The organism is Caballeronia zhejiangensis (assembly GCF_022879815.1).
Classification (GTDB): Bacteria; Pseudomonadota; Gammaproteobacteria; order Burkholderiales; family Burkholderiaceae; genus Caballeronia; species Caballeronia zhejiangensis.
This window is the reverse complement of sequence record NZ_CP084286.1, coordinates 339,160-365,422: the sequence shown is the minus strand read 5'-3', so window position 1 is coordinate 365,422 and position 26,263 is coordinate 339,160. Positions and strand designations below refer to the sequence as shown.

The 26,263-nt window shown below is 62.0% G+C and carries 27 protein-coding genes; 16 read left to right on the top strand and 11 right to left on the bottom strand.

Features of this window, described 5'->3' with window-relative positions:
* The first annotated feature begins 96 nt into the window (after positions 1 to 96).
* Entirely contained in the window at positions 97 to 801 is a 705-nt protein-coding gene (locus LDZ23_RS27845) for an MgtC/SapB family protein (RefSeq protein ID WP_008345940.1), read from the top strand.
* A 480-nt stretch (positions 802 to 1,281) separates the two neighbouring features.
* Here LDZ23_RS27845 and LDZ23_RS27840 read toward each other — a convergent pair whose 3' ends face one another.
* Entirely contained in the window at positions 1,282 to 1,704 is a 423-nt protein-coding gene (locus LDZ23_RS27840) for an RcnB family protein (RefSeq protein WP_008345939.1), read from the bottom strand.
* 132 nt (positions 1,705 to 1,836) lie between these two features.
* On the bottom strand, positions 1,837 to 3,831 hold the full coding sequence (locus LDZ23_RS27835) for a protein-L-isoaspartate(D-aspartate) O-methyltransferase (RefSeq protein ID WP_008345938.1): 1,995 nt from the start codon (positions 3,829 to 3,831) through the stop codon (positions 1,837 to 1,839).
* Between the two features lie 131 nt (positions 3,832 to 3,962).
* Here LDZ23_RS27835 and LDZ23_RS27830 point away from each other — a divergent pair, with 131 nt between their 5' ends.
* Together LDZ23_RS27830 and LDZ23_RS27825 are read left to right on the top strand one after the other, a co-directional pair.
* Complete coding sequence (locus LDZ23_RS27830) at positions 3,963 to 4,169, top strand: hypothetical protein (RefSeq protein ID WP_033536882.1); 207 nt, start codon at positions 3,963 to 3,965, stop codon at positions 4,167 to 4,169.
* Between the two features lie 9 nt (positions 4,170 to 4,178).
* Positions 4,179 to 5,450 carry an MFS transporter gene (locus LDZ23_RS27825; protein ID WP_051078959.1) on the top strand — a complete coding sequence of 424 codons (1,272 nt, stop codon included), beginning with the start codon at positions 4,179 to 4,181 and terminating at the stop codon, positions 5,448 to 5,450.
* A gap of 217 nt (positions 5,451 to 5,667) precedes the next feature.
* Here LDZ23_RS27825 and LDZ23_RS27820 read toward each other — a convergent pair whose 3' ends face one another.
* On the bottom strand, positions 5,668 to 5,889 hold the full coding sequence (locus LDZ23_RS27820) for a hypothetical protein (RefSeq protein WP_008345935.1): 222 nt from the start codon (positions 5,887 to 5,889) through the stop codon (positions 5,668 to 5,670).
* Between the two features lie 39 nt (positions 5,890 to 5,928).
* Positions 5,929 to 6,108 carry a hypothetical protein gene (locus LDZ23_RS27815; protein WP_033536881.1) on the bottom strand — a complete coding sequence of 60 codons (180 nt, stop codon included), beginning with the start codon at positions 6,106 to 6,108 and terminating at the stop codon, positions 5,929 to 5,931.
* 139 nt (positions 6,109 to 6,247) lie between these two features.
* On the opposite strand from LDZ23_RS27815, the gene LDZ23_RS27810 reads away from it, so the two are divergent.
* Positions 6,248 to 6,625 (top strand): DUF3022 domain-containing protein, encoded by a 378-nt coding sequence (locus LDZ23_RS27810; RefSeq protein WP_008345934.1) that lies wholly within the window; start codon positions 6,248 to 6,250, stop codon positions 6,623 to 6,625.
* Between the two features lie 4 nt (positions 6,626 to 6,629).
* Here the strand turns inward: LDZ23_RS27810 and LDZ23_RS27805 are convergent, their stop codons facing one another.
* The 3 genes from LDZ23_RS27805 to metE form a co-directional block, all read right to left on the bottom strand.
* Positions 6,630 to 6,965, bottom strand: a complete 336-nt coding sequence (locus tag LDZ23_RS27805) for a hypothetical protein (protein WP_051078958.1) — start codon at positions 6,963 to 6,965, stop codon at positions 6,630 to 6,632.
* Between the two features lie 81 nt (positions 6,966 to 7,046).
* Entirely contained in the window at positions 7,047 to 7,631 is a 585-nt protein-coding gene (locus LDZ23_RS27800) for a glutathione binding-like protein (protein WP_008345933.1), read from the bottom strand.
* A gap of 131 nt (positions 7,632 to 7,762) precedes the next feature.
* On the bottom strand, positions 7,763 to 10,054 hold the full coding sequence (metE, locus tag LDZ23_RS27795; RefSeq protein WP_244808308.1) for a 5-methyltetrahydropteroyltriglutamate--homocysteine S-methyltransferase: 2,292 nt from the start codon (positions 10,052 to 10,054) through the stop codon (positions 7,763 to 7,765).
* A 114-nt stretch (positions 10,055 to 10,168) separates the two neighbouring features.
* Here metE and LDZ23_RS27790 point away from each other — a divergent pair, with 114 nt between their 5' ends.
* Positions 10,169 to 11,077 (top strand): LysR family transcriptional regulator, encoded by a 909-nt coding sequence (locus tag LDZ23_RS27790; RefSeq protein WP_008345931.1) that lies wholly within the window; start codon positions 10,169 to 10,171, stop codon positions 11,075 to 11,077.
* 3 nt (positions 11,078 to 11,080) lie between these two features.
* Here LDZ23_RS27790 and LDZ23_RS27785 read toward each other — a convergent pair whose 3' ends face one another.
* On the bottom strand, positions 11,081 to 12,796 hold the full coding sequence (locus LDZ23_RS27785) for an ATP-binding protein (protein ID WP_033536880.1): 1,716 nt from the start codon (positions 12,794 to 12,796) through the stop codon (positions 11,081 to 11,083).
* Between LDZ23_RS27785 and LDZ23_RS27780 the strand changes: the two genes are divergently transcribed.
* The 6 genes from LDZ23_RS27780 to LDZ23_RS27755 all read left to right on the top strand — a co-directional run bounded on the left by LDZ23_RS27780 (position 12,693) and on the right by LDZ23_RS27755 (position 18,584).
* Complete coding sequence (locus tag LDZ23_RS27780; RefSeq protein WP_162483417.1) at positions 12,693 to 13,037, top strand: hypothetical protein; 345 nt, start codon at positions 12,693 to 12,695, stop codon at positions 13,035 to 13,037. The genes LDZ23_RS27785 and LDZ23_RS27780 overlap by 104 nt on opposite strands.
* Entirely contained in the window at positions 13,034 to 13,573 is a 540-nt protein-coding gene (locus LDZ23_RS27775; RefSeq protein WP_008345928.1) for a DUF4142 domain-containing protein, read from the top strand. The genes LDZ23_RS27780 and LDZ23_RS27775 overlap by 4 nt, the downstream gene beginning before the upstream one ends.
* Before the next feature lie 31 nt (positions 13,574 to 13,604).
* Positions 13,605 to 13,988, top strand: coding sequence for a DUF1801 domain-containing protein (locus tag LDZ23_RS27770; protein WP_008345927.1), 384 nt, complete (start codon positions 13,605 to 13,607; stop codon positions 13,986 to 13,988).
* A gap of 228 nt (positions 13,989 to 14,216) precedes the next feature.
* Complete coding sequence (locus LDZ23_RS27765; protein ID WP_008345926.1) at positions 14,217 to 16,412, top strand: TonB-dependent siderophore receptor; 2,196 nt, start codon at positions 14,217 to 14,219, stop codon at positions 16,410 to 16,412.
* 169 nt (positions 16,413 to 16,581) lie between these two features.
* Positions 16,582 to 17,598 carry an ABC transporter substrate-binding protein gene (locus LDZ23_RS27760; RefSeq protein ID WP_008345925.1) on the top strand — a complete coding sequence of 339 codons (1,017 nt, stop codon included), beginning with the start codon at positions 16,582 to 16,584 and terminating at the stop codon, positions 17,596 to 17,598.
* 38 nt (positions 17,599 to 17,636) lie between these two features.
* Positions 17,637 to 18,584 (top strand): TauD/TfdA dioxygenase family protein, encoded by a 948-nt coding sequence (locus tag LDZ23_RS27755; RefSeq protein WP_008345924.1) that lies wholly within the window; start codon positions 17,637 to 17,639, stop codon positions 18,582 to 18,584.
* Positions 18,585 to 18,591: 7 nt separating this feature from the next.
* Here the strand turns inward: LDZ23_RS27755 and LDZ23_RS27750 are convergent, their stop codons facing one another.
* Entirely contained in the window at positions 18,592 to 19,080 is a 489-nt protein-coding gene (locus tag LDZ23_RS27750) for a DUF2165 family protein (protein WP_033536907.1), read from the bottom strand.
* 265 nt (positions 19,081 to 19,345) lie between these two features.
* Between LDZ23_RS27750 and LDZ23_RS27745 the strand changes: the two genes are divergently transcribed.
* Positions 19,346 to 20,929 (top strand): alanine/glycine:cation symporter family protein, encoded by a 1,584-nt coding sequence (locus LDZ23_RS27745; RefSeq protein WP_008345922.1) that lies wholly within the window; start codon positions 19,346 to 19,348, stop codon positions 20,927 to 20,929.
* Here the strand turns inward: LDZ23_RS27745 and LDZ23_RS27740 are convergent.
* On the bottom strand, positions 20,926 to 21,675 hold the full coding sequence (locus LDZ23_RS27740; RefSeq protein WP_034470037.1) for a carbonic anhydrase family protein: 750 nt from the start codon (positions 21,673 to 21,675) through the stop codon (positions 20,926 to 20,928). The genes LDZ23_RS27745 and LDZ23_RS27740 overlap by 4 nt on opposite strands.
* Positions 21,676 to 21,787: 112 nt before the next feature.
* Positions 21,788 to 22,684 carry a LysR family transcriptional regulator gene (locus LDZ23_RS27735; RefSeq protein ID WP_008345920.1) on the bottom strand — a complete coding sequence of 299 codons (897 nt, stop codon included), beginning with the start codon at positions 22,682 to 22,684 and terminating at the stop codon, positions 21,788 to 21,790.
* A gap of 214 nt (positions 22,685 to 22,898) precedes the next feature.
* Between LDZ23_RS27735 and sdhC the strand changes: the two genes are divergently transcribed.
* The 4 genes from sdhC to LDZ23_RS27715 are packed head-to-tail and all read left to right on the top strand — an operon-like array spanning position 22,899 to position 26,185.
* Positions 22,899 to 23,309 (top strand): succinate dehydrogenase, cytochrome b556 subunit, encoded by a 411-nt coding sequence (sdhC, locus tag LDZ23_RS27730; protein WP_008354059.1) that lies wholly within the window; start codon positions 22,899 to 22,901, stop codon positions 23,307 to 23,309.
* Between the two features lie 2 nt (positions 23,310 to 23,311).
* Positions 23,312 to 23,680, top strand: a complete 369-nt coding sequence (sdhD, locus tag LDZ23_RS27725; RefSeq protein ID WP_008354058.1) for a succinate dehydrogenase, hydrophobic membrane anchor protein — start codon at positions 23,312 to 23,314, stop codon at positions 23,678 to 23,680.
* A 5-nt stretch (positions 23,681 to 23,685) separates the two neighbouring features.
* The gene (gene sdhA, locus LDZ23_RS27720) at positions 23,686 to 25,461 is read left to right on the top strand and encodes a succinate dehydrogenase flavoprotein subunit (protein WP_008354057.1); all 1,776 of its coding nucleotides are present in this window, start codon (positions 23,686 to 23,688) and stop codon (positions 25,459 to 25,461) included.
* Positions 25,462 to 25,483: 22 nt separating this feature from the next.
* Entirely contained in the window at positions 25,484 to 26,185 is a 702-nt protein-coding gene (locus LDZ23_RS27715; protein WP_008354056.1) for a succinate dehydrogenase iron-sulfur subunit, read from the top strand.
* The last annotated feature ends 78 nt before the right edge of the window (positions 26,186 to 26,263 follow it).

Here is a 26,263-nt window from a genome sequence, read left to right as displayed (position 1 = left end):
CCGCTGTCTTTCAATCGCTGCAAGGTGCGATGAATCCATGCGGGCGTGATGATTGCTAGAGCGCTTTACGCGGACGATTGCTTCAGGACACATACGATGGCGCTCATGCCTCTCACCCTCGAATGGCCGGATGTCTGCATTCGAATATCGCTGGCGGTGCTTGCCGGCATTCTCATCGGATTGAATCGCGGCGAATCGGGCAAGGTCGCCGGATTGAGAACCACGCTGCTCGTATGCCTCGCGGCGTGTCTCGCGATGCTGCAAGTCAACGCGTTGCTTGCTCAGGCGGGCAAGACGCCCGGTTCGTTCGTGCAGATCGATCTGATGCGCCTGCCGCTCGGGATACTGTCGGGCGTGGGCTTCATCGGCGCGGGTGCGATTCTTCGCAAGGATGGCCTCGTCAAAGGCGTGACGACAGCGGCGACGTTATGGTTCGTGACGGTGGTCGGACTGTGCTTCGGCGGCGGTCAGCTTGGACTCGGCGCGGCGGGACTCGGGCTCGGGATCGTCGTGCTCTGGTTTCTGAAGGAGGTCGAAAGACGCATACCGCGCGAGAATCATGCGGAGCTCCGGATAACTTATGAAAGAGGCGTCTTTTCGCGGGACACGCTGGCTGAATCGATGCAGGCCGCGGGTTGCAGGCTCGCCTCGATTGCGGGCGCGGCGAAGGGACCGGAACGGATGGAAGAGCGCTTCGAAGTACGCTGGCACGGCGCGCCCGATGCGCAGCCGGTGCCGCCGTTCAGCGAGTGCGCGATGGCTGCGGGCGCGATCGAGTCCGAGTGGAGCATCATCCGCTGAACGGTGTACAGCGAATTAACGTGGTGGTTAAAGCGTGCTCGAGGCGACCCAAGAGGGGACCCAACAGGCGACCCATAAGGCACCCATAAAGAACAATTGGCTGTGCGTTCGTTTTGACATATAAATGAGAGACGATCTTCTTGGAACTTCGGGAGTCCAGATGCTTATACGCTGTGCAGCATGCAACAAGCTCATATATTCAGATGATGCTCTCGAAGACGATACGTGCCCCGCATGCGGATCCACGAACACCGAGCACATCGCAATGGGCTTCGTTTTCGATCAGACGGTCGCTGTGCCGGACCCGCCGGCAAGGACCACGGAAAGCGCCGATTCGCCCGGCACGATTCGCAGGAAGCTGTAGTCGCACGAATCGATTCGTAACGTACCGCGTTGGATGTGCGCTTCGACCCCCTCTCGTTTAAGCGCATCTTGCCCGCCTCGACAGGCGGGCTTTTCTTTATGCGCATTCAACGCAGATCAATGCGACAACACGACCTGCGCGATGACGCCCGACGCGACCGCAACCAGCAGATAGTCCGCACCGACGCCGACCCACTGATAACCGCGCGGCGGCTGACGCAGGCCTTGTCCGCGCCAGTCGTCGACGACGTACTGACGGCTTCGGTAATCGTTATCAAGACGCTCGCCCTTGCGCCAGTCGCGACGCGGCTCATCGTTGGCATGCTGCGGCGGGCGGGGCGCGTCGCGGCCATTCATCTCCGGACCATGACCCGGCGCGCCGGGACCGCCCTTGGCAGTGGGACCGCCCGGACCGCCCGGTGCGCGATGCGCATCGTGATAGCCGTCCGGACCGCCGGGTGCGGGCTGTGCGAAAACGGCGCCCGTCGTCAGTCCGATGCTCGCGCAAACCAGTGCGGCGACGATTCGACTCTTCTTCATGTTCGTTCCTCTCGAAGTGGCAAAGGGATGTTCTGGATGCCCGGACTGTACGCAATGGGCAACGAAAATGACGTGAGCATGTGTAAGCAACGCTTACGTTCCATTACGCGCTCCATTACGCGCAAACGCGCGTCAGACGCCGAACGGAAAGGTTTCTGGCGTCTCGTGCGTGACTTGTGAAGGCTCGATCGCGCTGACCGCGCGCGTCGTATCGAACCACACGAACGCATCGAATTGCGCCGACAGCTCGGCTTGCGCGTAATGGCTGTACAACTCGGTATCGGGCCGATAGACCACGCCGATGAAGCGTTCGAGCCGCTCCTCGCCCAATGCGTCGCGCAGTGCATCGTTCACGCCGGCACGAAGATCGACGAGGCACGGACTCGCGCCCGCAAGATGAAACTGATGCTCGTAACTATCGGCGCGCGATGGCCGCACCTGCATGATCTGCATCGGCTCCTCCCAGTCCGATGCCGCCGCGACCGTGCCCGCGTGCGTGCCGAAGCCGATGAGCGCGGCGTCGTCGCCGAAGCGCTCGCGGCATAGCTGACCGACGTTCAACTCGTCGCGCATGCGGCCCATCTCGGTCGCGGATGCATCACCGAGATGCGAGTTGTGCGCCCATACGACCGCGCGCGCGTCCGGTCCCCATGCATCGAGCAGGCTGTCGAGCGTGTCGAACATGTGCGTGTCGCGCAGATTCCAGCTTTCCGCCGATGCCCCGTACATCGCACGATAGTACTGCTCCGCCGATGCGACGAGCCGCGCGTTATGCGTCGCGTCGAGCAGTCCGTGATCGCTCGCGGACGTGGCGAGCCGTCTGTCCAGCAGATCGCGCAATTGCGCGACGACGGCTTCCTCGCATGTGCCGAAGCCCGCCTGCCACGCGGCGCGTCCATAGACAGCGGGGTTTTTCTGCCAGGGCGTGAGGCATCCATAGCGCACGCGGGCAATGCGCGCCGCGCCCGGGTCCTGTGCGTCGAGATACGCGAGCACGGCGGCGATGGATTCGGAAAGGCTATACAGGTCGAGTCCATAGAACGCGGCGCGGCGCTCGTCGGGCAACGCGGCGTTGTGCTGCCGCAGCCACGCGACGAACGCGGCGAACTCGGTATTGCGCCACATCCACGTAGGGAAACGCGTGAACGGTCGTGCTTCGGGTCGCGCGCGCGGACGGCCGCGAACGTGCTCGTCGATGATCGCGGCATCGGGCCAGTCCGCTTCCACCGCGACGAAACTGAAGCCGTGCCGTTCGATGAGACGCCGCGTGATGGCGGCGCGCGCTACATAGAACTCGGCGGTGCCGTGACTCGCTTCGCCGAGCAACACGACGCGCTTGTCCGCGAAACGATCGAACGCATGTGCGAAGTCGGGCGCACCGAGCGCGGGCAGACGCACCGCCGATGCGCGGATCAGATCGGGCAACGTGCGCGCAACGGGCTCCTCGAGCGTGGGTTTGTCCGTGCGAATGTCGGGTTCGTCGCTCCAGCCTTGCGCGCCGATCAACGGCACGAACATCACGCCGCCGAGGTCTTCGTCGCGCCACACATCGTCGTCCGTGCGCGTGTATTTCATCAGACGCTGGGATTCGCGCGCGTCGCCGACGGGCATCACGAGCCGTCCGCCTATCTTGAGTTGCGCGCGCCATGCGTCGGGCACGGATGGACCGCCCGCCGCCGCGATGATCGCGTCGAAGGGCGCGTGCTGCGGCATGCCGAGCGTGCCGTCCGCATGATGCACGCTGACGTTCGTGAGCCCGAGCGCCTTGAGCAAGGCGGCGGCATCGTCGGCGAGTTCGCGATGTCGCTCGATCGTATCGACGCGCGCCGCGATACACGCCGCGATCGCCGCCGCATAACCCGAGCCGGTGCCGATGTCGAGGACATGATCGCCAGGTTGCAGGTCGGCGGCTTCGAGCATCAGCGCGACGATGTACGGTTGCGAGATGGTCTGACCCGCGGCGATCGGCAACGGGCTGTCCTCGTAGGCGAATTCGGCAAGGGCTGGGGGAACGAAGGCATCGCGGGCGATGGCGCTCATGCATTCGAGCACGCGCGCGTTCCTGATGCCGCGCCCCTTCAACTGACGTTCGACCATGCGTTCCCGCGCTTCTTCAAAGGTGTTCATGAACATTTCCCGAAAAAGGTCAGAACGTTGAAGAGGCAGCAAGCGACAGTCCCAGTTCGCCACTGCTCGCGAGCACGCGGAATGCGATTTGCTGTGCGTTCGGCACGGCATAAAGGAGACGCATACCTCGGATGACACTCACATCGAACGATGCACGCGAGCATCGCGCCTTGCGCCCCGCGCGCGATGACGGCAGCGATCGTCGATCGACGCCAGCGCCGAAGCAAGCGTTAACGGGCCTCATGCTGCGCGCTAAGATCCATTCGGCATCGAGCGCGGAATACTACGGACTTCGAAGCGAAGGTGTCGTCGAACCTAGCGTGCAGGTCGTGCTCTGAATCCAAAACATGCCAATACACAATGTGAAGCCAACCCGTCCGCTCATCGCCGTGAGCTTCTTCGCGGCGGACGTCCAGGCGGGCGTCGGCCCGTTTCTCGGTATCTATCTGCAAGCGCACGGCTGGACGCCGGACCGCATCGGCACGGTGCTGACCATCGGCGGCATCGTCGGCATGCTCGTGACGACGCCCGCCGGCGCGCTCGTCGATGCCACGCCGCACCGGCGCGCCATCGTCGCGGTCGCGAGCGCGCTGTCCATCGTCGCGGCGATCATCATCTGGATGTGGCAAGGCTTCTGGCCCGTCACGCTGTCGCAAGTGGCCACGGCGATCGCGGGCGCGACGATGGGCCCCGCGCTCGCCGGCCTCACGCTCGGCATCGTCGGACGGCAGAATTTCGATCGCCAGTTCGGACGCAATCAGGTGGCGAATCACGCGGGCAATATTGCGGCCGCGGCGCTTTCGGGCTGGCTCGGCGCGTGGCTCGGCATGCCGTACATCTTCGGGTTGAGCGCGGCGTTCGGTGCGGGCTGCATCTTCGCGGCGCTGTGGATTCCGCCGCGCTCGGTGCATCGGCATTTCGCGCGCGGCATTGCAAAGGACGACAACGACGATCCCTCCGACACGCGCGCCGATGCCATACAGGTTCTGCTGCGCAACCGCTCGCTGCTCGTGCTGGCGGCCGCGCTCGCGGCGTTCAACCTCGGCAATTCCGCGATGCTGCCGCTCTACAGTCTCGCGGTCGCGTCGGCGCATACTGCCGATCCCAGCCATGTGACGGCCGCCAATATCGTGATCTCGCAGATCGTGATGCTCGTCGCGGCGGCCTATGCGAGCCGCCTGATTCGCCGATGGGGCTTCTGGTGGATCATCCTCGTCACGCTCGCGACGCTCCCGCTGCGCGCGATGACGGCCGCGTGGATCGCGCCTTCATGGGGCATCGTGCCGGTGCAGGTGCTCGATGGCATCGGCGCGGGCTTGCAGACCGTCGCGGTGCCCGCGCTCGTCGTGCATCTGCTGCACGGAAGCGGACGGGTGAATCTGGGGCAGGGCGCGGTGCTTGGCGTCCAGGCGGCGGGCGCGTGCCTGAGCCCGATGCTCGGCGGCTGGATCGCGCATCACTATGGCTATCCGGCGGCGTTCATCACGCTTGGAAGTTTGTCTGTCGTCGCGTTCGCGATCTGGATCGGCTTTGGGCAGCGCGTGCGCGATGCATGCGATACGCGGCGCGAAGAACTCGGCAAGCTCGCCGATCTGGATTCATCGACGTTGTTGCCATGACAAGGGCCGCGGCATGGGGAATGCGGAAGTTCATCTGACCGACAAACCGGAGATGAGGATGAACTCACCGCGCTTTCCCGCAGACGCCGACCAACGCATGCAAATCCCGCCGCCCGACGTCGACCCCGATCCTTCCGTACCGGATGACGATCCCGTGCCGCCCGATGGCGCGCCGCATCCCATCGGCGATCCGCCGAATCAAAGACCGCCGGAGCGCTTAGGCCCCGGCCTCGTCGCCGGGGGGCAGTGCGTCGGCCTTGGCGTTCGCGTGCGTCGTGGCCGCTTCCCTCGCGGCGTCCGCGCTTTCCAACGGCCGATCGCGCATTTCGGTGAAGCCGTCCGCATCGATCGTGTAGGACCAGGTGCATTGACCCGTTGGATCGTGATCGATCGTGATCTCGACGCGATGTCCGTTGCGAACGTAAGTCTCGGTAGACATGATTTGATCCCTCGTTGAATGACCTGCGCGATGCATCGGCTACGTTGCGTTGGAATCCGGCGGAACGGGATTCTTTTCCTGCGTCGACGGCAATTCGTTTTCCGATGCGTCGTGCGTGCGCTTTTCGCGTTCGTCGAGTTGACGCTGCTTCGTGTCTTCGCCTACGGGTTCGTCCATATCGTCGGCGGTGGCATGCGGCACGGGCTTGTCTGGCGTCATGATGTGCCTCCCGGAATCGTGATGCGGCACGCGGCGCGCGCCTTAGTATCGGGCGCAGCAAGCAACGGACCCGTTCGCGTTACAGACAGGAGCGCGGCTTGCTGGGCGATTATCGAACAGGCATTCGGGAGAGCGAGGAATGAAATACACCGATCAGGATCAGCGCGTGGAGGAATTGCAGGTGGCGTTGTCGCGTGCGTTCGATGCACGGAAGACGCCGTTCGTAGGCGTGGTGGACGAAGGCTACGACATCGTCATCAACGTATCGTGGGCCATCGAGACGGGCCGCGACACGACGCTCGATGCGCGTTGCAGCGTCGTGTTGCGCATCGCGGCGCGTCAGTTCGAGCGATATGGCGCGATGGATACCGCGCAGCGCCTCATCGTGCAGGATCGCGTGATCGCGCACGTGCGGAGTGCGTTCGACCAGTCGCGCTCGGGTCAGGCGAACGCGAACGAATGCTCGCTCGAACTTCGCGCCGCCGACGACTGGTTCGACACACCCGACACGCCCTGACGCATTACCAGCCTTGCGCGCCGCCGCCGGTCGTCGACGGGCTCGTCTGGCCGTTCGTGCCGCCGCTGCCGTTCAGACGCGGCTGCATGCCGCCCGATCCTTGGCGTGTGCCCGCACCCGCGCCGCTCGTTCCATTCGATGAGCCGCCCACGCCGGACGGCCCCGTCGACGGCCCGCTGCTGTGGCCGGAGTTCGGCGTGATGCCTGCCGCATCCTGCGCGTTCTTCGCGCTCGACGGTCCGTGGCTTGCGCCAGGCTGCGTCTGATCGGCTGCGGCGAATGCGCCGCCCGAGAGCGCCATCAGTAAAGCCGAAATCGCGATGGTTCTGTTCGCTTGCATGACCTGCCTCCGTATGTCGATGTTGGTACGAAGCATGGCGCAAGGCGCGTTCCGGGCTTTGCGGCCAGCAACGCGTTTCCCTCATTCAAGCCCTTCGTGCTCGAACGCAAGTTTCACTGCGGGGCGCTCGCGCATGCGCTTGTAGAACGCCTGGAGCTCGGCGGGCATATCGACGCCCATTTTCTGCGCCCACGTCAGCATCGTGAAGAGATAGGCATCCGCGACGCTTACATCATTGCCGAAGAGATAATCGCCGCGCATCGTCTTCGCGACATACGCAAAGCGCTGGCCGATTTTCTCGCGCGCCGCCGACGCTTCCGCATCGGATGTCGGCCGGAACACGCGTCCGAACTGCTTGTGGATCTCGGTCGAAATGAACGCAAGCATTTCCAGCAGACGCAGATGGCCGTCGTCGCCGGAAGGCGCGAGCGATGGCGCTTTTTGCGCGACCCACGAAAGAATCGCGACGTTTTCGGTGAGACGCTTGCCATCGTCGAACTCGACGACGGGCACATAACTCTTCGGGTTGATTTCGCCGAAGGGCGTGCCGTCTTCCGTCACCTTGGTCTTCAGATCGACCTTCACGCGGTCGAAGGTCAGGCCGGCTTCGTGCATCGCGATGTGATCGGCGAGACTGCATGCGCCGGGCGCGTAATAGAGCTTCATGATGCGCGTCTCCTTTGGACGAGGATATGTGTATTCGGCGAGCAAGGGCCATGCCGCAATGCCGCCATGCGGACGTCGCGCTATACCGTACGAAGCTCGCAGGCCGCAACATGCTGACCGTAGGAAGCGATTTACGCCGATGCACGCAGCGTATGCGCGGCCGCGACCATGTTGCGCAGCGCGGGAATCACTTCGTCCCATTGACGCGTCTTGAGTCCGCAGTCGGGATTCACCCACAGACGCTCGCGCGGAATCCGCTCCGCTGCCTTCGTCATCAACGCGACGATTTGCGCTTCGCTCGGGATATTCGGCGAGTGGATGTCGTACACGCCCGGCCCGATCTGATTCGGACACTTGAAATGGTCGAAGGCTTCGAGCAGTTCCATGTTGGAGCGCGACGTTTCGATGGTGATGACATCGGCATCCATAACGGCGATCGATGCGATGATGTCGTTGAACTCCGAATAGCACATGTGCGTGTGTATCTGCGTTTCGTCGCGCACGCCGTTCGCGGCGATGCGAAACGCTTCCACCGCCCAGCGCAGATAGCCATCCCATTGCGCGCGGCGCAGCGGCAGGCCTTCGCGCAACGCGGCCTCATCGATCTGGATCACGCGAACGCCGGCCTCCTCCAGATCGAGCACTTCAGCGCGGATCGCGAGCGCGAGTTGCCGGCACGATTCGGAACGCGGTTGATCGTCGCGCACGAACGACCAGTTCAGGATTGTGACGGGACCGGTCAGCATGCCTTTCATCGGCTTCCGGGTTTGCGCTTGCGCATAGCGGGTCCATTCGACGGTCATCGGCTTCGGACGGCTGATATCGCCGAACAGAATCGGCGGCTTCACGCAGCGCGATCCATACGACTGCACCCAGCCGAACTCGCTGAACGCATAGCCGTCGAGCCGCTCGCCGAAGTATTCGACCATGTCGTTGCGTTCGGCTTCGCCGTGCACGAGCACGTCGAGCCCGAGCGCCTCCTGTTCCTTCACGGCGCGCGTGATTTCGCGTTCCATCGCGGCGCGATAGGTGGTTGCATCGAGCTGTCCGCTCCTGAACTGACGACGCGCATGACGGATTTCGTTCGTTTGCGGAAACGAGCCGATGGTCGTCGTCGGATAGGCGGGCAGCGCGAGCATCGCGGCCTGCTTCTGCGCGCGCGTTTCGTATGCGCTCGCGCGCTGGCCGAGCGTCGCGTCGATCTTTGTGAGCGCTTCTTTCACCGCCGGGTTATGCACGCGCGATGATGCGCGGCGGCTCGCGATCGCGGCCGCGTTGCACGCGAGCGCATCGGCGACGCTGGCGCGACCGTCGTTCAAGGCGCGTGCGAGCACATCGAGTTCATCGAGCTTTTGTAGCGCGAATGCGAGCCACGATCTGATTTCGGCATCGAGCTTCATTTCGCTCGCAAGATCGACGGGCGTATGCAACAGCGAGCACGATGGCGCGATCCACAGCCTGTCGCCGAGCGATGCATGCAGCGGTTCGAGCCAGTCGAGCGTGGCGTTCAGATCGGTTTTCCAGATGTTGCGGCCATTGATCGCGCCGACCGATAGCACCGACGAATCCGGCAACAGCTTTGCGGCGGCGCCGACGTCATCGCGCGCGTTGATCGCATCGATATGCAGGCCGTCGATCGGCAGCTTGCACGCGAGATCGAGATTCTCCTGCAACTGGCCGAAGTAGGTCGCAAGCAGAAGGCGCACGCGTCGTTGTGAGAGCGCATCGTAAGCGGTGACGAAAGCGTCGCGCCATTGCGTATCGAGTTCGGTGACGAGCGCGGGTTCATCGATCTGCACCCATTCGATACCGAGCGCCGCGAAGTGATCGAGCAGCGCCGCATAGACGGGCAACAGGCGCGGGAGAAGCGCGAGCTTGTCGGAGTCGTCCTTCGCCTTGCCGAGCCAGAGATACGTCACCGGCCCGATGATGACGGGCTTCGCGTTCACGCCGAGCGCGCGCGCTTCGCCGAGCTGCTCGACGAGACGCGACGTATCGAGCGTGAACTGCGTCGCCGCATCGAACTCGGGGACGATGTAGTGATAGTTGGTATCGAACCATTTCGTCATCTCACCCGCAGCCACGCCCTCGCAGCACGCTGCATGTTCCTCAGCGCTTTCGGAAGAGCCTCCGCGAGCGACGCGGAAGGCGTTGTCGAGCGCATCGCCGTGAAAGCCGCGCACGCGTTCGGGCAGATTGCCGAGCGTGAAGCTCATGTCGAGCACCTGATCGTAGAACGCGAAATCGCCGGCCGCCACGAGATCGAGACGCGACTGATGCTTCCAGTGGCGCTCGCGCAAGTGAGCGCCGACCGCCTTCAACTCGTCGCGCGATGACTCTTTTTTCCAGTACTTTTCGAGCGCGAACTTCAGCTCGCGGTTTGCGCCGATGCGCGGGAAACCGAGGTTGTGTGTCGTGGCCATCGTTGCGTGTTCTCGTCGGAAAGAGAGTGAATGGCGACGATGATAGAATTTCCGATGCATGAATAAAAATGGTTTAATTTCATGCATCGATTAACTTTGTTCATGGAGACGCCTATGCTCGAACGCGCGCATCTGATGGTCGTGCGAGAAGTCGAGCGCCAAGGCTCGCTGACCGCCGCCGCCGACGTGCTCAACCTCACGCAATCCGCGCTGAGCCATACGGTGAAAAAGCTGGAGCAGCAGTTGGGCACGGCGGTGTGGACGCGCGAAGGGCGCAGCATGCGGCTCACGCAGGCGGGCCAGTATCTGCTTGGCCTCGCCAATCGCATGCTGCCGCAGTTCGAACTCGCCGAAGCGCGCATGAGGCAATATGCCGAAGGCGAGCGCGGCACCTTGCGCATCGGCATGGAGTGTCATCCGTGCTATCAGTGGCTGCTCAAGGTCGTGTCGCCGTATCTCGCGCGCTGGCCCGATGTCGATGTAGACGTGAAGCAGCGCTTTCAGTTCGGCGGCATCGGCGCGCTGTTCGGTTACGACATCGACGTGCTCGTGACACCCGATCCGCTGAAGAAACCGGGCTTGCGCTTCACGCCCGTCTTCGATTACGAGCAGGTGCTCGTCGTTCCCGAAGCGCACACGCTCGCCGATGCCGCTCATGTCACGCCGGAGCAGGTCGCGCAGGAAGTGCTGATCACGTATCCGGTCGAAACCGATCGCCTCGATATCTACACCCAGTTCCTCACGCCCGCGAATGTCGTGCCGAGAAGGCACAAGACGATCGAGACGACCGACATCATGATGCAGATGGTCGCGAGTGCGCGTGGCGTCGCGGCGCTGCCACGCTGGCTCGCGGAAGAATACGCGGACCGCATGCCGCTCGCCGTGCTCAAGCTAGGGAGGAAGGGCATTGCGAAGAAGATTTATCTCGGCGCGCGCGAAGCCGATGTCAGCGTCGAATATCTCGCGGCGTTCATCGCGCTTGCGAAGAAGGCCGACTGGGCGAAGGCGCGCGTGTCGCGTTGACGTTCAGCGCCGCGCATCGAGCGCATGGCGGATCGTGCGTGCGAGGTCATCGAACGTGAAGGGCTTTTTCAGCAGCACGACGCCTTTGTCGAGCCGCCCTTCGTGAAAGATGATGTCGCGCGTATAGCCCGATGCGAACACCACGGTCGCGTTATACGGCGGCGCGCTCGCGATCTTCGCGAGCTCGTTCGCGCGCAGCGTGCCGGGCATCACGACATCGCTGAAAAGAAGATCGACGTGGCCATGCTTCTGCAGGACGGCAAGGGCCGATTCCGCGCTCGGCGCCGACAGCACCTTGTAGCCGAGCTGCGCAACCATGTCGATGGTCGCGAGGCGCACGTCGGCATCGTCCTCGACGACGAGCACCACTTCGCCGCCGCTCGATGCACGCGGGCGCGCGCCGTGCGCATTCGTCGATTCGACTTGCGTGCAGCGTGGGAAGTACAACGCGACGGATGTGCCTTCGCCCACCTGCGTTTCGACATCCACGCAGCCCGCGCTTTGCGACACGAAGCCGAACACCATGCTCAGGCCGAGGCCGGTGCCTTGGCCTTCGGCTTTCGTCGAATAGAAAGGCTCGAACATGCGTGCTTTTACGCTGTCGGGCATGCCATCGCCGTCGTCGGTAACAACCAGCTTCACGTAATCGCCCGCGGGCAACGCGAGACCGGTCGTCATCTGATCGCCGAGGGTCGCGTTCGAGACTTCGAGCTGAATGTTGCCGCCTTCATGAATCGCGTCCCGCGAATTGATGACGAGATTGAGCAGCGCGTTTTCCAGTTGATGGCGATCGACGAAGAGATTCCAGGCATCGCACGATACCGTGGTCTTCAGCTTGATCGATTCGGGCAGCGCGCGTTGCAGGAACTCGCACATGTCCGCGACGAGCTTCGCCGGATCGATGACGGCGGGATTGAGCGGCTGACGTCGCGCGAAGGCGAGCATCTGCGAGGCGAGCTTGCCGCCGCGCGCGACGGCTTCGCTCATCACGCGCAGCCTGCGTGTGAGATCGGGTTTGTCGCGCGTCGCGAGTTCGATCAACTGCAGGTTCGCGGAGATGATCTGCAAGACGTTGTTGAAGTCGTGCGCGACGCCGCCCGTCAGATTGCCGATGGCTTCCAGCTTCTGCACCTGACGAAACCGCTCCTCGGCCTCGACGCGCGCCGTGACCGCTTCCGCGACGCGTTCTTCCAGCGTCTGCATGAGTTTGAGCAGCTTGTCTTCGGCAAGTACCTTGCGAGTCGTTTCGACGACGACGGCAATCACGCCTGCCGGATGACCGTCGTCTTCTGCAACAGGACTGTAGTGCAGATCCATCCACACGTCTTCGGGCCGGCCATTGCGATGCAGCGTGAGACGCTTGTCGGCGTAGGACAGCGTTGCGCCGGACAAACAGGTGTCCACGACGTTGCGATTGAACGCGGCGATCTCGGGCCAGCCGTCTTCGACAGGCTTGCCGAGCAGAAACGGATGACGTCCACCGGCGAAGCCCGCATAGGCGTCGTTGTAGATCATCGTGCCGCGCCGGCCCCAGAGCATGACGAGCGGCACAGGCGAAGCAAGCAGAAGTTGCACGGCTGCCCGCAGACTCTTCGACCATCGACCGATCGGGCCCATGGCCGTGTCCGACCAGTCGAAGCTGGCGATGCGCGAAGCCATCTCGCCGCGCCAGCCTTCACAGTCGAAGGATTGCTCGGGCCAAACCGTTTCGGCGTTCATAGAGTTGAAGGGAAAGTTGATGTGCCGCCGTCTTCGTAAAAAGCGGCAGGAGCTTGGTTTGGATCAAAGGCTACATCTTAGTCCACGCATCGGCCTGCACTCCATACTGGACGCTGCTTTGCGAGGAGTGGGCGACCTGAAGGCTCGCATATCGAACACGAAAGGCCACCGTTTCGGACAGGTGAAGCACATGTTTCAAGGTAAAGTCATCGCCGTCGACATGATCGGGAGGCGCGCATGAACGGCAAGCGCATCGTCGCGGCGTTGCTCGTGTTGCTCTTTTGGACGGCTCGTGTGTACGCGCAAGAGCCTTCGCTTACGGATGAACAGATGCTCGGCGTCGTCTTCGTCGCCAATCAGGCCGAGATCGCGGCGGCCAATCTCGCGTTGCGCAAGACGCGCTCCAACAGCCTGCAGGTCTACGCGAAACGGATCGTGTCGGAACACGCGCAGGTCAATCAGGAGATCATGACGCTGACGCAGCGCTTCGGCACGGAGCCGCAACGCAGCGCGACGAGCGACGCATTGACGAAGCAAAGCAACAGCGAGATCGCCGAGCTCGATGAAACCAGCACCTACGACTTCGACGAAGCGTATCTCGAACACGAGATCGTCTCGTTGCAGAAGCTGGTGCGTACCGTCGAAGGCTATATCCGCACGGCGCGCAGCGCGGACGCGCGAACCTTGCTGATCCGCTCGCGTCCTTCATTCATCTTTCATCTCGATCAGGCGCAAAGGCTGCAAATCACCATAGGCAGTCCGGGCCTCATCCGCTGATGTCGCTCACGAATAAAAACAGGAGAAATGCATGAATGCATCGGAACGTATCGACGAACTGATCGCGGGCATCGCGGATTGGCGCGGCGAGACCTTCGCCAATGTGCGCAAGATCATCCTCGCAGCGGACGAAGGGATCGTCGAGGAGTGGAAGTACATGGGCAGCCCGGTCTGGTATCGCGACGGCATGATCGCGGTGGTCAACGCGCACAAGGACAAAGTGAAGCTCACCTTCGCGCACGGGGCGAGCCTGCCGGACCCCGACAAGCTCTTCAATGCGAGCCTCGAAGGCAACGCGCGGCGTGCAATCGATTTTTTCGAAGGCGACAAGATCGATGCACACGCGCTTAAGAATCTCGTGCGCGCGGCGATCTCGTTGAATCAGACGAAAGCGAAGAAGAAAGCGGCTGGATAAGCTGCGCGCGTCTATGCGCCGATGAAGGCGGCGATGTCGACCGCATCCGCATTAACGAATCCAGTCCAGGCCATGCGCGTCTGGCGCGGCTCGGGCAGATCGAGACTGTCGTTTTTGGACTTAAGATTTCCAATTGATTCTTTACAAAGACAAAACATCTTGTCACAATGCGGACGCAAATAATAACGATTCGCATTCACACGCAATGGACCTCCAAAAGAAATGAGCATGAAGACAGGAACGACGAGCCCGGTCGCGATGCGGCCTTTGAAACTGGCCGCCTTGCTGCTGTTCGCGGCAGCGCCGCTCGCCCACGCACAGTCCGCGGATGCGCCGTCGGGTGCATCGGCGGCTGCGGCGTCGAACGCGCCGGCCGAAAGCACGCTGCCCGCGGTGAAGGTCACGGCGCAGAACGCCGATGAACCGTATGGTCCGACGAAAGGCTACGTCGCGAAAGAATCGACGGCGCTCAAGACGGGCACGTCGCTCCTCGAGACACCGCAGTCCGTCTCGGTCGTCACGCGCGAGCAGATGGATCAGCAGAACGCGCAGACGCTCAATGCGGCCGTGCGCTATGTGTCGGGTGTGACGCCCGAAACGCGCGGCGGCATCGCGACGCGTTACGACATGCTCAAAGTGCGCGGCTTCGACGCCGACAAGTACTGGAACGGTCTCAAGCTGCTCGACAACGGCTGGTACGCGGTGCCGCAGATCGATCCGTATTTGATGGAGCGCGTCGAAGTGCTGAAGGGCCCGGTCTCGGTGCTGTACGGTCAGGCGGCGGCGGGCGGCCTGCTGGATCAGGAAAGCAAGATGCCGACGGTCGTGCCGCTGCATGAAGTGGGCATCGAGTTCGGCAACTACGCGCACAAGTCGGCCAAGTTCGATTTCTCCGGGCCGATCGCGGGCGACGATCGCTATCTGTACCGCATCACCGGCATCGCGCGTTCGGAAGACGGGCAAGTGCAATCGACGTACAACAAGCGCATCGCGATCGCGCCGTCGTTCACGTGGCGTCCGGACAACAAGACTTCGCTCACGCTGTACGGCCTCTATCAGCACGATCCGGACAGCACGTCCTACGGCAGCGTGCCGCCGCAAGGCACGGTGCTCTACAACCCGAACGGCAAGCTGCCGAGCGACTTCTACGACGGCGATCACAACTTCGAGAGCTTCAATCGCGTGCAGGAAGCGATCGGCTACAAGTTCGACCGCAAGCTCAACAACGCGTGGTCGTTCCGCTCGAACGGACGTCTGCTGCATCTCGCGCAGGACTACAAGAGCGTCTATGCGAGCGCGCTTGAAGACGACTTGCGCACGCTCGATCGCGGCACGGCTGCGTCGAAGGACAACCTGAACACGATTCAGCTCGACAATCAGCTCGAAGGCAACGTCTCGACCGGCCCGATCGACCATACGCTGCTGTTCGGCTTCGATTACCAGCACTATGCGAGCAACTTCGATGCGGGCTTCGGCACCGCGCCGTCGCTCGACATGTTCGCGCCGAACTACAACCAGGCGATCACGCCGCCGGACCGCTATCACCAGATCCTGAGCGGCACGCAATACGGCGTGTATGCGCAGGATCAGGCGCGCTGGGGCAACGTGATTCTCACGCTCGGCGGACGCGAGGACTGGGCGAGCAGCGATTCGAACAACACGACGTACGGCGTCGTGTCGCATCAGTTCGATCGCGCGTTCACGGGGCGCGCGGGCCTCACGTATGTGTTCGATAACGGCATCGCGCCGTATGTCAGCTACACCGAATCGTTCACGCCGCAAGCGGGCACGGACATCAACGGTCAGCAGTTCTCGCCGGAGAAGGGACGTCAGTATGAAGTCGGCGTGAAGTTCCAGCCGAAGGGCTACAACGCGTTCTTCTCGGCCGCGCTGTTCGACCTGACGCGCAAGAATCTGCTGACGGTCAATGCGGACAACCCGAACTTCCAATCGGCGGTCGGCGAAGCGCGCTCGCTCGGCGTCGAACTCGAAGCGAAGGCGAGCCTCACGGATTCGTTGAACGTCACGGCGAGCTACACGTATCTCAGCACGAAGTACACGAAGGACAACAGCGGTCTCGAAGGCAAGTTCCTGCCCGCGATTCCGCAGAATCAGGCTTCGTTGTGGGCGTATTACACGGTCAATCGCGGACCGCTCGCCGGTCTCTCGATGGGCGCGGGCGGACGCTACACCGGCACGACGTATAGCAGCGACAACAGCTTCAAGGTGTCGAGCTTCTTCCTCGTCGATGCCACGCTGAACTACGATCTCGGCCGCGCCATGCCGCAGTTCAAGGGCGTCGAGCTGTATGTGAACGCGCAGAACCTTTTCAACAAGGAATACGTCGCGTCGTGCTACTACGGCAGCTGGTGTGCGTTCGGTTACGGACGTCAGGTGTTCGCCGGCATGAACTATCACTGGTAAGCATGTTGCACCGCACTGCGTCTTTCGAACGGCGCAGTGCATCGAATCGTCGTGAGCGCCGCCCTGGCGCTTATCGCGAACGAAGCTATCCGTATCGGGATTTCTTCGTTCGCGTGTGAGGAAGCGGCTAGTACATTGATCGCTCGCCGCTCATCCACGATATCCCCGCATGATCCCGACGACTTCATTGCATCGCCTCTTCGCCATGCTCGCGTTGATGGCGGCATGTGCTTTACCGATGCATCGCGCGCACGCCGAAGGCAAGGTGAAGATCGTCGATCAATATGGCATCGGCTCGTTGCTGCTCAAGGTCGCGAAGGACCAGAAGCTCATCGAGAAGGCCGGCGCGCGCGCGGGCCTCGATATCGACGTGCAGTGGAACACGCTTTCCGGCGGCGCGGCCGTGAACGAAGCGCTGCTCTCGGGCGCGGCGGATATCGCGACTATCGGCATCGGGCCGTTGATGACGATCTGGGATCGCACGCGCGGGCATCAGGATTTTCGGGCCATTGCGGCGCAAAGCGCGGTGCCGGTGTATCTCGTGACGAACGATCCGCGCATTCGCAGCATCAGGGATATTGGCGAGAAGGATCGCATCGCGGTGGTGTCCGTCGCAGTGTCGCAGCAGGGACGTCTGCTGCAAATGGCGTCGGCCAGGGCGTTCGGCGATGCCGAGTATGCGCGGCTCGACCGTTTCGAAGTCAACATGCCGCACGCCGATGCGACGACCGCGATGTTATCGGGCAACTCGGTCGTCAATCTGCATTTCTCCAACGCGCCCTATCAGTATCAGGAACTCGAAGATCCGAAGATCCACAAGGTCACGAGTTCCACCGAAATCCTCGGCGGACCGTCGACGGGCAGTGTTGTCGTGACTTCCGACAAATGGCGCAAGGACAATCCGAAGACCTATGCCGCCGTGCGCGCGGCGCTCGACGATGCGGCGAAGCTCGTCGAGAAGGACAAGGCTCAAGCGGCGGCCATCTATATTCGTCAGGACGGGTCGAAGCTCTCGCCTGCGTTCGTCGAGCGCATTCTCAGCGACAAGGAAGCGAGCTTCGCGACGACGCCGCAAAACACGCTGCAACTGGGCACATTCCTGCATAAGGTCGGCGTGATTCGTCACGAGCCGAAATCATGGCGCGACTATTTCTTCGCTGACGATTCGAGCGCGCAAGGCAGTTGACACGTCTTTCATTTATCCATCATCGAAAGGAATCCGAAATGAATGCAGTGGCCACCGGGAATGAAACGGAAGTGACTGTCAGCCCGCTGTCGGCGCATATCGGCGCGGAGATCGGCGGCGTCGACCTTACGCGTCCCTTGTCTTCCGCACAGGTCGAAGCAATTCGCGCCGCGTTGCTCAAATGGCGCGTGGTCTTCTTCCGCGAGCAGTTCCTGAGCCACGAACAACACATCGCGTTCTCGGCGCACTTCGGCGAGCTCACGGTGGGGCATCCGGTGTTCGGCCACGTCGACGGGCATCCGGAGATTTACTCGATTTCGAAGTTTCGCAAGGCCACGCGCTTCGAAGGGCAATCGGTGCTGCGTCCGTGGACGGGCTGGCATACGGATGTGACTGCCGCGGTGAATCCGCCGTTCGCATCGATCCTGCGCGGCGTCACGATTCCGCCCTATGGCGGCGATACGCAATGGACCAATCTCGTGATCGCATACGAGAAGCTGTCTGCGCCGCTGCGCGCGTTCGTCGATGGGCTGCGCGGCGTGCATCGTTTCGCGCCGCCGCAAGGCGCAAGCGGCACCGATGCGTTCACGAAGGCCGTGACGGATCACACGCTCGTCGCCGAGCATCCGTTGGTGCGCGTGCATCCCGAGACCGGCGAACGCGCGCTGTATGTCAGTCCGGGTTTTCTCAAGCACATCGCGGGGCTCGCGCCGCGCGAAAGTCAGGTGTTGCTCGAACTGCTATGGGAGCATGTGACGCGGCCGGAATTCACGGTGAGATTCAAGTGGGAGCCGGGCAGCATCGCGTTCTGGGACAACCGCACGACCGCGCATCTCGCGCCGACGGATATCTTCGATCTCGACTTCGATCGCCAGTTGTATCGCACGACGCTCGTCGGCGATGTGCCCGTGGGGCCGGACGGGCAGAAGTCGGTGGCGATCGAAGGCACGCCCGTTGGCGCGGCGGCTGCGGTCGCGTTGAACTGATCGGCGTTCAACCTGATTCGCTACGCGTCACGAAGATCAATATCAGAAGAAACGTGATGAAGAAGCGAAACGCGCTTTCGGTGCCGTTCCATTGCTGCGATTGCCACATGCCGAACCATTCGCCGCCGATCGACATGAAGCAGACTTGCCAGGTGAGATAGCCGAGCGTGAGGCCCGCGATCGCCCAGCGTTTGGCTCGCGCGAAGGCCGCGCTCTCCTGGCGCAGTGCGCGGGCCATCGCGATGACGCCTGTCCAGCAAAGAAGCGCGGTGAGCGTTTCGAGAAAAATGATCGCGTCATAGCCGAGATGCTGAAGCACCGGCGACGTGATCGCGCGATACATGTTCGCGTTGCCGGGAAACGTCGTGTCCATTCGCATGACGTGCTCGACGAACTGCAGGTTGCTGCCGTAGTCCGTCAGATTGCCAAAGCTGACGAGCGACGCGAGCAGGGCCATCGAAGCCACGACGAGAAGTTTCGCGAGGCGTTCGGTCATCTTCATCTTCATTCTCCAGCAGCGTTGGGAACGTGATTGTGCAAGAGAAGAATGAGATGAGCTTGATTTCTCGCTGCAACTAACTGTCTCGTTGCGCCAGCGCCTTTCTGCACGAAACGATCGTCGGATGAATGTACGACGCCGACCCGTATAATCGCGGCCTCGCACACGTTTGCGCGTCCATTGCGGCACGCGCGACGACTCGTTTATCAACATCCCGAACCCCTGTCTCAGACAGGCCGAAGCAAGAAAGGAACGCCCAAGCGTGGAAAGTCTCTTCCAATCCGTGAATGCATTGTTTGCCTGCATTGCGCCCGTCTCGGATTTCTTGTGGGATTTCCCCACGAATTTCAAGGCTTATTCACAAATCCCCGTGCTCGGGCAGTTTTCGTTCGCGATCCTTTTGCTTGTCGGCGTGGGCATTCACTTCACGATCCGCACGCGCTTCATCCAGACGATGAACGTCGGCAAGATCGTTCGCATGATGCTGCGCAGGCAGTCGTCGAAAACCGGCGTCAGCGCGCTTGCGTCGTTCATGCTCGGGCTCGCGATGCGTGCCGGGCCCGGCAATATCGTCGGCATTACGGGCGCGATTTCCGTCGGCGGACCGGGCGCGTTGTTCTGGATGTGGGTGGCCGCGTTCTTCGGCATGGCGACCGCGTTCATGGAATCGACGCTCGCGCAGCTCTTCAAGGAGAAAAAGCACGACGAGTTCGTCGGCGGCTTGCCGTTCTATGGGCGGCGCATTCTCGGCGACAAGCGCTTCGTCGGCACGTTGCTGTCGCTCGTATTCATCGTCTATGCGCTTTTCAATGTGCCGCCGCAAACGTTCAACGTGTTCACCGCGATTGGCACCATCGCCGATACGGTGACCGGCACGCATCTCGGGCGTCAGTCGACGGTGTATTACGTCATCGCGGCGGTGCTCATCGCAGCGTGCTCGTTCATCATCATGGGCGGCATTCGCCGCGTGACCGCTTATACCGATGTGCTCGTGCCGATCAAGGCGACGCTCTTCTGTCTGATGTCGCTCGTCATCATCGTCATCAATCTGCCGCTGATTCCCTACTTCTTTCATGAGGTGATCGTCGGTGCATTCGCGCCGCATGCGCTCTTCGGCGGCGCGATCGGCACGGCGCTCGCTCAAGGCGTCAAGCGCGGGCTGATGTCGAACGAAGCGGGGCAGGGCACCATCACGATGGCCGCGGCGATCGCCGACAACGATCACCCTTGCGAACAGGGCTTCGTGCAGAGCCTCGGCGTGTTCTTCGACACGATGGTCATCTGCACGATGACCGGCTTCATCGTCGTGATGGCGCACGTATGGACCGGCACGGTGGACGGTCAGGCGTGGGAGTCGGTCAGGGCATCGAAGATCACGGTCTATCTCGCATCGGTCGAAACGCTCGTGCCGGTTTCGGTCGCGCATGTCGTCAAGATCGTGATGTGCGTGTGCTACGGCCTCTTTGCGTTCACGACGTTGCTCGGCATGATTTCGTTCGCCGAAATCTCGGCCAACTTCATTTCACGAAGCAGAGGTTTCATCATCGGCATTCGCGTCGTCGGCTCGCTCGTGTTCGTGCCGTTCGGCGCGCTCACCGTGCTTGCGGGACTCGAATTGCCTAACCTGTGGGCGCTTTCCGATCTGATGAACATCGTGATGGTGCTGCTCAACGTGCCGATTCTGCTGATCGGGCAACGTCTCGTGTACAAGGCGCTCGCGCACTACCGCTCGACGCGCGGCGGACCGTTCGTGTCGGAGGACATCGGCGTGCGAACCGAGTATTGGTCCGCGAAGCGCGGTGTCGTCAGGCAAACGGAAGAACTTCGCGAGCGCGTCGACAGTTAAGAGCCGAAGAAGTCCACCGCGCCGGTGCCGAGGTTGTACATCGCGCCGGCTATCTTGATGGCGTGCTGATTCTCCATGTCGCTCAGCACGGCGCTTTCCTGGCGAATCTGCGCGATGGTCGACTCGACGTTCTTGCGCGCCACCATGTCGACGAACGTGTAATTGGTCGCCGTGCGCTCGCCGTCGTACTTCGTGGCTTCCACGGCGGGTTTGATGCGCGCGAGCAACGCCGTGAGATGACCTAGTTCGGCATTGGCGATCGCGCCTTTGATCGCGCCGCAAGACGTATGTCCCATCACCAGCACGACTTTCGCGCCCATCAGCTTGCACGCGAATTCCATGCTGCCGAGAATGTCGTCGTTTTCGATGTTCCCCGCGACGCGGCAGTTGAAGATATCGCCGATGCCCAGATCCATGATTACCTCGGCGGGCGCTCGCGAATCGATGCAACTGAGCAGCACGGCCGCGGGATATTGTCCCTTTGCGCTCGTCTTTTGTTCGGCAAGGTAGTTGCGCGCCTTGCGTTCGCCTCTGCGGAAACGCTCGTTGCCGCGCTTCATCGCATCGAGAATCTGCTCGGGCGACATCGCGTCGCGCTGCGCGTGCGTCAACGCGTCGGCGTGAGCGGATGTCATGAGGAGCGGCGGAACCGCGAGCCCGGCGATAGTTGCAGACGCAACTGATTTGAGAAAGCTCCGGCGGCACGCGGGCGTGCATTGCAGCGGATGCTTCAGATCTTCGCGCATGACCTTGCTCCTCGACCTGACGGGAATCGGCCTTCCTCAACGCTCTTCTTGCGACATGAAGTGTTGGACGAAAAATCGTCGAATGCAATGCACGCTTGTTCTGATGACAATGTCAGGTCGATGACGTAACGATCTGCCGCGCGATATCGAGAAAGTTGGCGGTCTTGGCGGCTGTCGCATCGATGCGCGATGCAAGCGCCAGACGAATCGTGATCGCGCTGCCGAGCGCATCGGTGTAGGCGACGCCATCGACCTGAATCTGGCACACCGACGCCGGCACCAGCGACACGCCGAATTCCGCCGCGACCAGATTGACGACCGATGATAGCTGCGGCGCCTGCTGGCCGGCGACCGGCTCGAATCCCGCTTCACGGCACGCACCGATGATGACGTCGTGCAATGTCGGACTTGCCTCGCGCGGAAGCATCACGAAAGGATCCTCCGCCAGCGTCGCCAACGGCACCTTGCGCTTTTTCGCGAGCTTGTGCGTGGCGGGCAGCACGATTTTCATCGGCTCGATCGCGATGTGATTGATCTGCACGCCCGCGGGCGACTGGCTGCCGAGACGGACGAACGCGACATCGACGCGGCCGGCGTCGAGATGCGCGAGCAGTTGCGCGGTATTGCCTTCGGTCAGCGTCAGCATGACGTTCGGATAAGCCTGCCGATACGACCGTATGAGCTTCGACACGACCGGATTGAACGCCGCCGATCCCGTGAAGCCGATATTGAGCTGCCCGATCTCGCCGCGCCCCGCGCTCTGCGCTTTCTCGACGGCGAGACGCGCGTCGTCGACGAGACGCTTCGCGTCGGCGGCGAACGCTTCGCCGGCTTCCGTCAGCACGACGCCGTGCCCCGTGCGGCGAAAGAGCCGCACGCCGAGTTCGTCTTCGAGCGCGTGAATCTGCTGACTGAGCGGCGGCTGTCCGATGCCGAGCCGCTCGGCCGCGCGCGTCACATTGCGTTCCTCGGCGACGGCCAGAAAGTAGCGGAGATGTCGCAATTCCATGCGATATATGAAAAAGCTATTTCAGAAAGACGAGATAGATATTGGACAGTATATCAATCGCGCGACAAAATACCGCTATCGCGCAGTGCGCGGGCTAGAACTATCCCCGAATACGTTGCCGGTTGCTCGTCAAAGCGAATCGGCAGGGCGGGTCGCGCCCGTGTCGATCGTCGACGGCGCGCGAATCGTCAATCAGTTTGGGAAGGGGTCTAATGTGGCTGAAGCATTAAAAAAACCAAGGCCGGAATACCGGAACATCGGGATCGGTCAGATCGCGAAGTATCGCTTGCCGCTGGCGGGCAAGGTATCGATCCTGCATCGCGTGAGCGGCCTGCTGCTCTTCGTGTGTCTGCCGTTCATCCTGTATCTGCTCGATCAGAGCCTCACGTCGGAAATTTCGTTCGACGCGTTCAAGGGCTTTCTCGCCAACCCCATCGTCAAGATCATCACGCTCGTGTTGTCGTGGTCGTATCTGCATCACTTCTGCGCGGGTATCCGCTTCTTGCTGCTCGACACGCACGTCGGCGTGAACAAGCAAGGCGGCAAGCAAAGCGCGCTCATCGTGCTGATCGTCTCGCTGTTGCTCACGCTCGCGATGGCTCTCAAGATCTTCGGAGTGTTCTAAACATGGCAACGCAAAATCGGGTCGGCCCCAAGCGCCTGGTCGTCGGCGCGCACTATGGTCTGCGCGACTGGCTCGCGCAACGCATCACCGCGGTCGTGATGGCCGTGTACACCGTCATTCTTCTCTTCTGGTTCTTCGCCGCGCACAACTTCTCGTACGAAGGCTGGGCGGGCATCTTCGCGACCCAGTGGATGAAGCTTGCGACTTTCGTAGCCTTGCTTTGCCTCTTCTATCACGCGTGGGTCGGCATTCGCGACATCTGGATGGACTACGTGAAGCCCATGGGTCTGCGCCTGCTGCTGCAAGTGCTGACGATCCTCTGGCTCGTCGGATGCGCCGGCTACGCTGCACAGATTCTCTGGAGAGTTTAAAGAACATGGCTGCAATCAAGACTTCCCTGCCGCGTCGTCGCTTTGACGTGGTCATCGTCGGTGCGGGCGGATCGGGCATGCGCGCATCGCTGCAGCTCGCGCGCGCGGGTCTGTCCGTCGCGGTGCTCTCGAAAGTGTTCCCCACGCGCTCGCATACGGTGGCCGCGCAAGGCGGCATCGGCGCATCGCTCGGCAACATGAGCGAAGACAACTGGCACTATCACTTCTACGACACCATCAAGGGCTCCGACTGGCTCGGCGATCAGGATGCGATCGAGTTCATGTGCCGCGAAGCGCCCAACGCCGTGTACGAGTTGGAACACATGGGCATGCCGTTCGACCGTAATCCGGATGGCACGATCTATCAGCGTCCGTTCGGCGGCCACACGGCGAACTACGGCGAGAAGCCCGTGCAACGCGCCTGCGCGGCCGCCGACCGTACCGGTCACGCGTTGCTGCACACGCTGTATCAGCAGAACGTGGCTGCGAAGACGCACTTCTTCGTCGAATGGATGGCGCTGGATCTGATCCGCGACGCCGATGGCGACGTGCTCGGCGTCACCGCGCTCGAAATGGAAACGGGCGAGGTCTATATCCTCGAAGGCAAGACGACGCTGTTCGCCACGGGCGGCGCGGGCCGTATCTTCGCGGCATCGACGAATGCATTCATCAATACGGGCGACGGCCTCGGCATGGCCGCGCGTTCGGGCATCGCGCTGCAGGACATGGAGTTCTGGCAGTTCCACCCGACCGGCGTCGCCGGCGCGGGCGTGCTGATTACCGAAGGCGTGCGCGGTGAAGGCGGCATTCTGCGTAACTCGAATGGCGATCGCTTCATGGAACGCTATGCGCCGACGCTGAAGGATCTCGCGCCGCGCGACTTCGTTTCGCGTTCGATGGATCAGGAGATCAAGGAAGGCCGCGGCGTCGGTCCGAACAAGGATCACGTGCTGCTTGATCTGTCGCACATCGGCGCGGAGACGATCATGAAGCGTCTGCCGTCGATTCGCGAGATTGCGCTGAAGTTCGCGAACGTCGATTGCATCAAGGAGCCGATTCCGGTCGTGCCGACCATCCACTATCAGATGGGTGGCATTCCGACGAACATGCATGGTCAGGTCGTGGGCACCGCGAAGGGCTACAACGATCCGGTCAACGGCTTCTATGCTGTTGGCGAATGCTCGTGCGTGTCGGTGCACGGCGCGAATCGTCTGGGCACGAACTCGCTGCTCGATCTCGTCGTGTTCGGCCGCGCGGCGGGCAATCACATCATCAAGCACGCGAAGGAATTGAAGGAGCACAAGCCGCTACCGGCCGATGCCGCCGACTTCGCGATGGAACGTCTCGCGGTGCTGGAGAAGTCGACGTCGGGCGAATACACGCAGAACATCGCCAACGACATCCGCGCATCGATGCAGGCGCATGCGGGCGTGTTCCGCACGTCGAAGCTGCTCGAAGAAGGCGTCGGCAAGATCGCCGAACTCGCCGAGCGCGTGAAGCACGTGCATCTGAAGGACAAGTCGAAGGTGTTCAACACCGCGAAGGTCGAGGCGCTCGAACTGGCGAATCTGATCGAAGTCGCGCGCGCGACGATGGTCTCCGCCGAAGCGCGCAAGGAAAGCCGTGGCGCGCACGCGCACAGCGACTACGAGCATCGCGACGACGAGAACTGGATGCGTCACACGCTGTGGTTCAGCGAAGGCGATCGCCTCGAATACAAGCCGGTGCAGATGAAGCCGCTGACGGTCGAATCGGTGCCGCCCAAGGCGCGTACCTTCTAAGGAAAGCGCAAGGAAATCGAAAATGGCAAAGAGAATTTTTGAAGTCTATCGCTACGATCCGGACAAGGATGCAGCGCCGCGCATGCAGAGCTACGAGCTCGATCTGACGCATGAACGCATGCTGCTCGACGCGCTGGTGAAGCTGAAGGAAGTCGATGAGACGCTGTCGTTCCGTCGCTCGTGCCGCGAAGGCGTGTGCGGTTCGGACGCGATGAACATCAACGGCAAGAACGGCCTCGCGTGCCTGACGAATCTGAACGAACTGCCGCAGAAGATCGTGCTGCGTCCGCTGCCGGGTCTGCCGGTGGTGCGCGATCTGATCTGCGATTTCACGCAGTTCTTCAATCAGTATCATTCGATCAAGCCGTATCTGATCAACGATACGCCGCCGCCCGAGAAGGAGCGTCTGCAGTCGCCCGTCGAGCGCGATGAACTCGATGGCTTGTACGAGTGCATTCTGTGCGCGAGCTGCTCGACGTCGTGCCCGAGCTTCTGGTGGAACCCGGACAAGTTCGTGGGACCGGCGGGCTTGCTGCAGGCGTATCGCTTCATCGCGGATAGCCGCGATCAGGCGACGGGCGAACGCCTCGATAACCTGGAAGATCCGTATCGTCTGTTCCGTTGCCACACGATCATGAATTGCGTCGACGTGTGCCCGAAGGGGCTCAACCCGACCAAGGCGATCGGCAAGATCAAGGAATTGATGGTGCGACGGGCGGTTTGATCCCCGCACCGTAAGGAAAAAAAGCGCAGTCTCGAAAGTGAACTGCACCCCAAAAGTTGGACACCCGTTCAACGATTG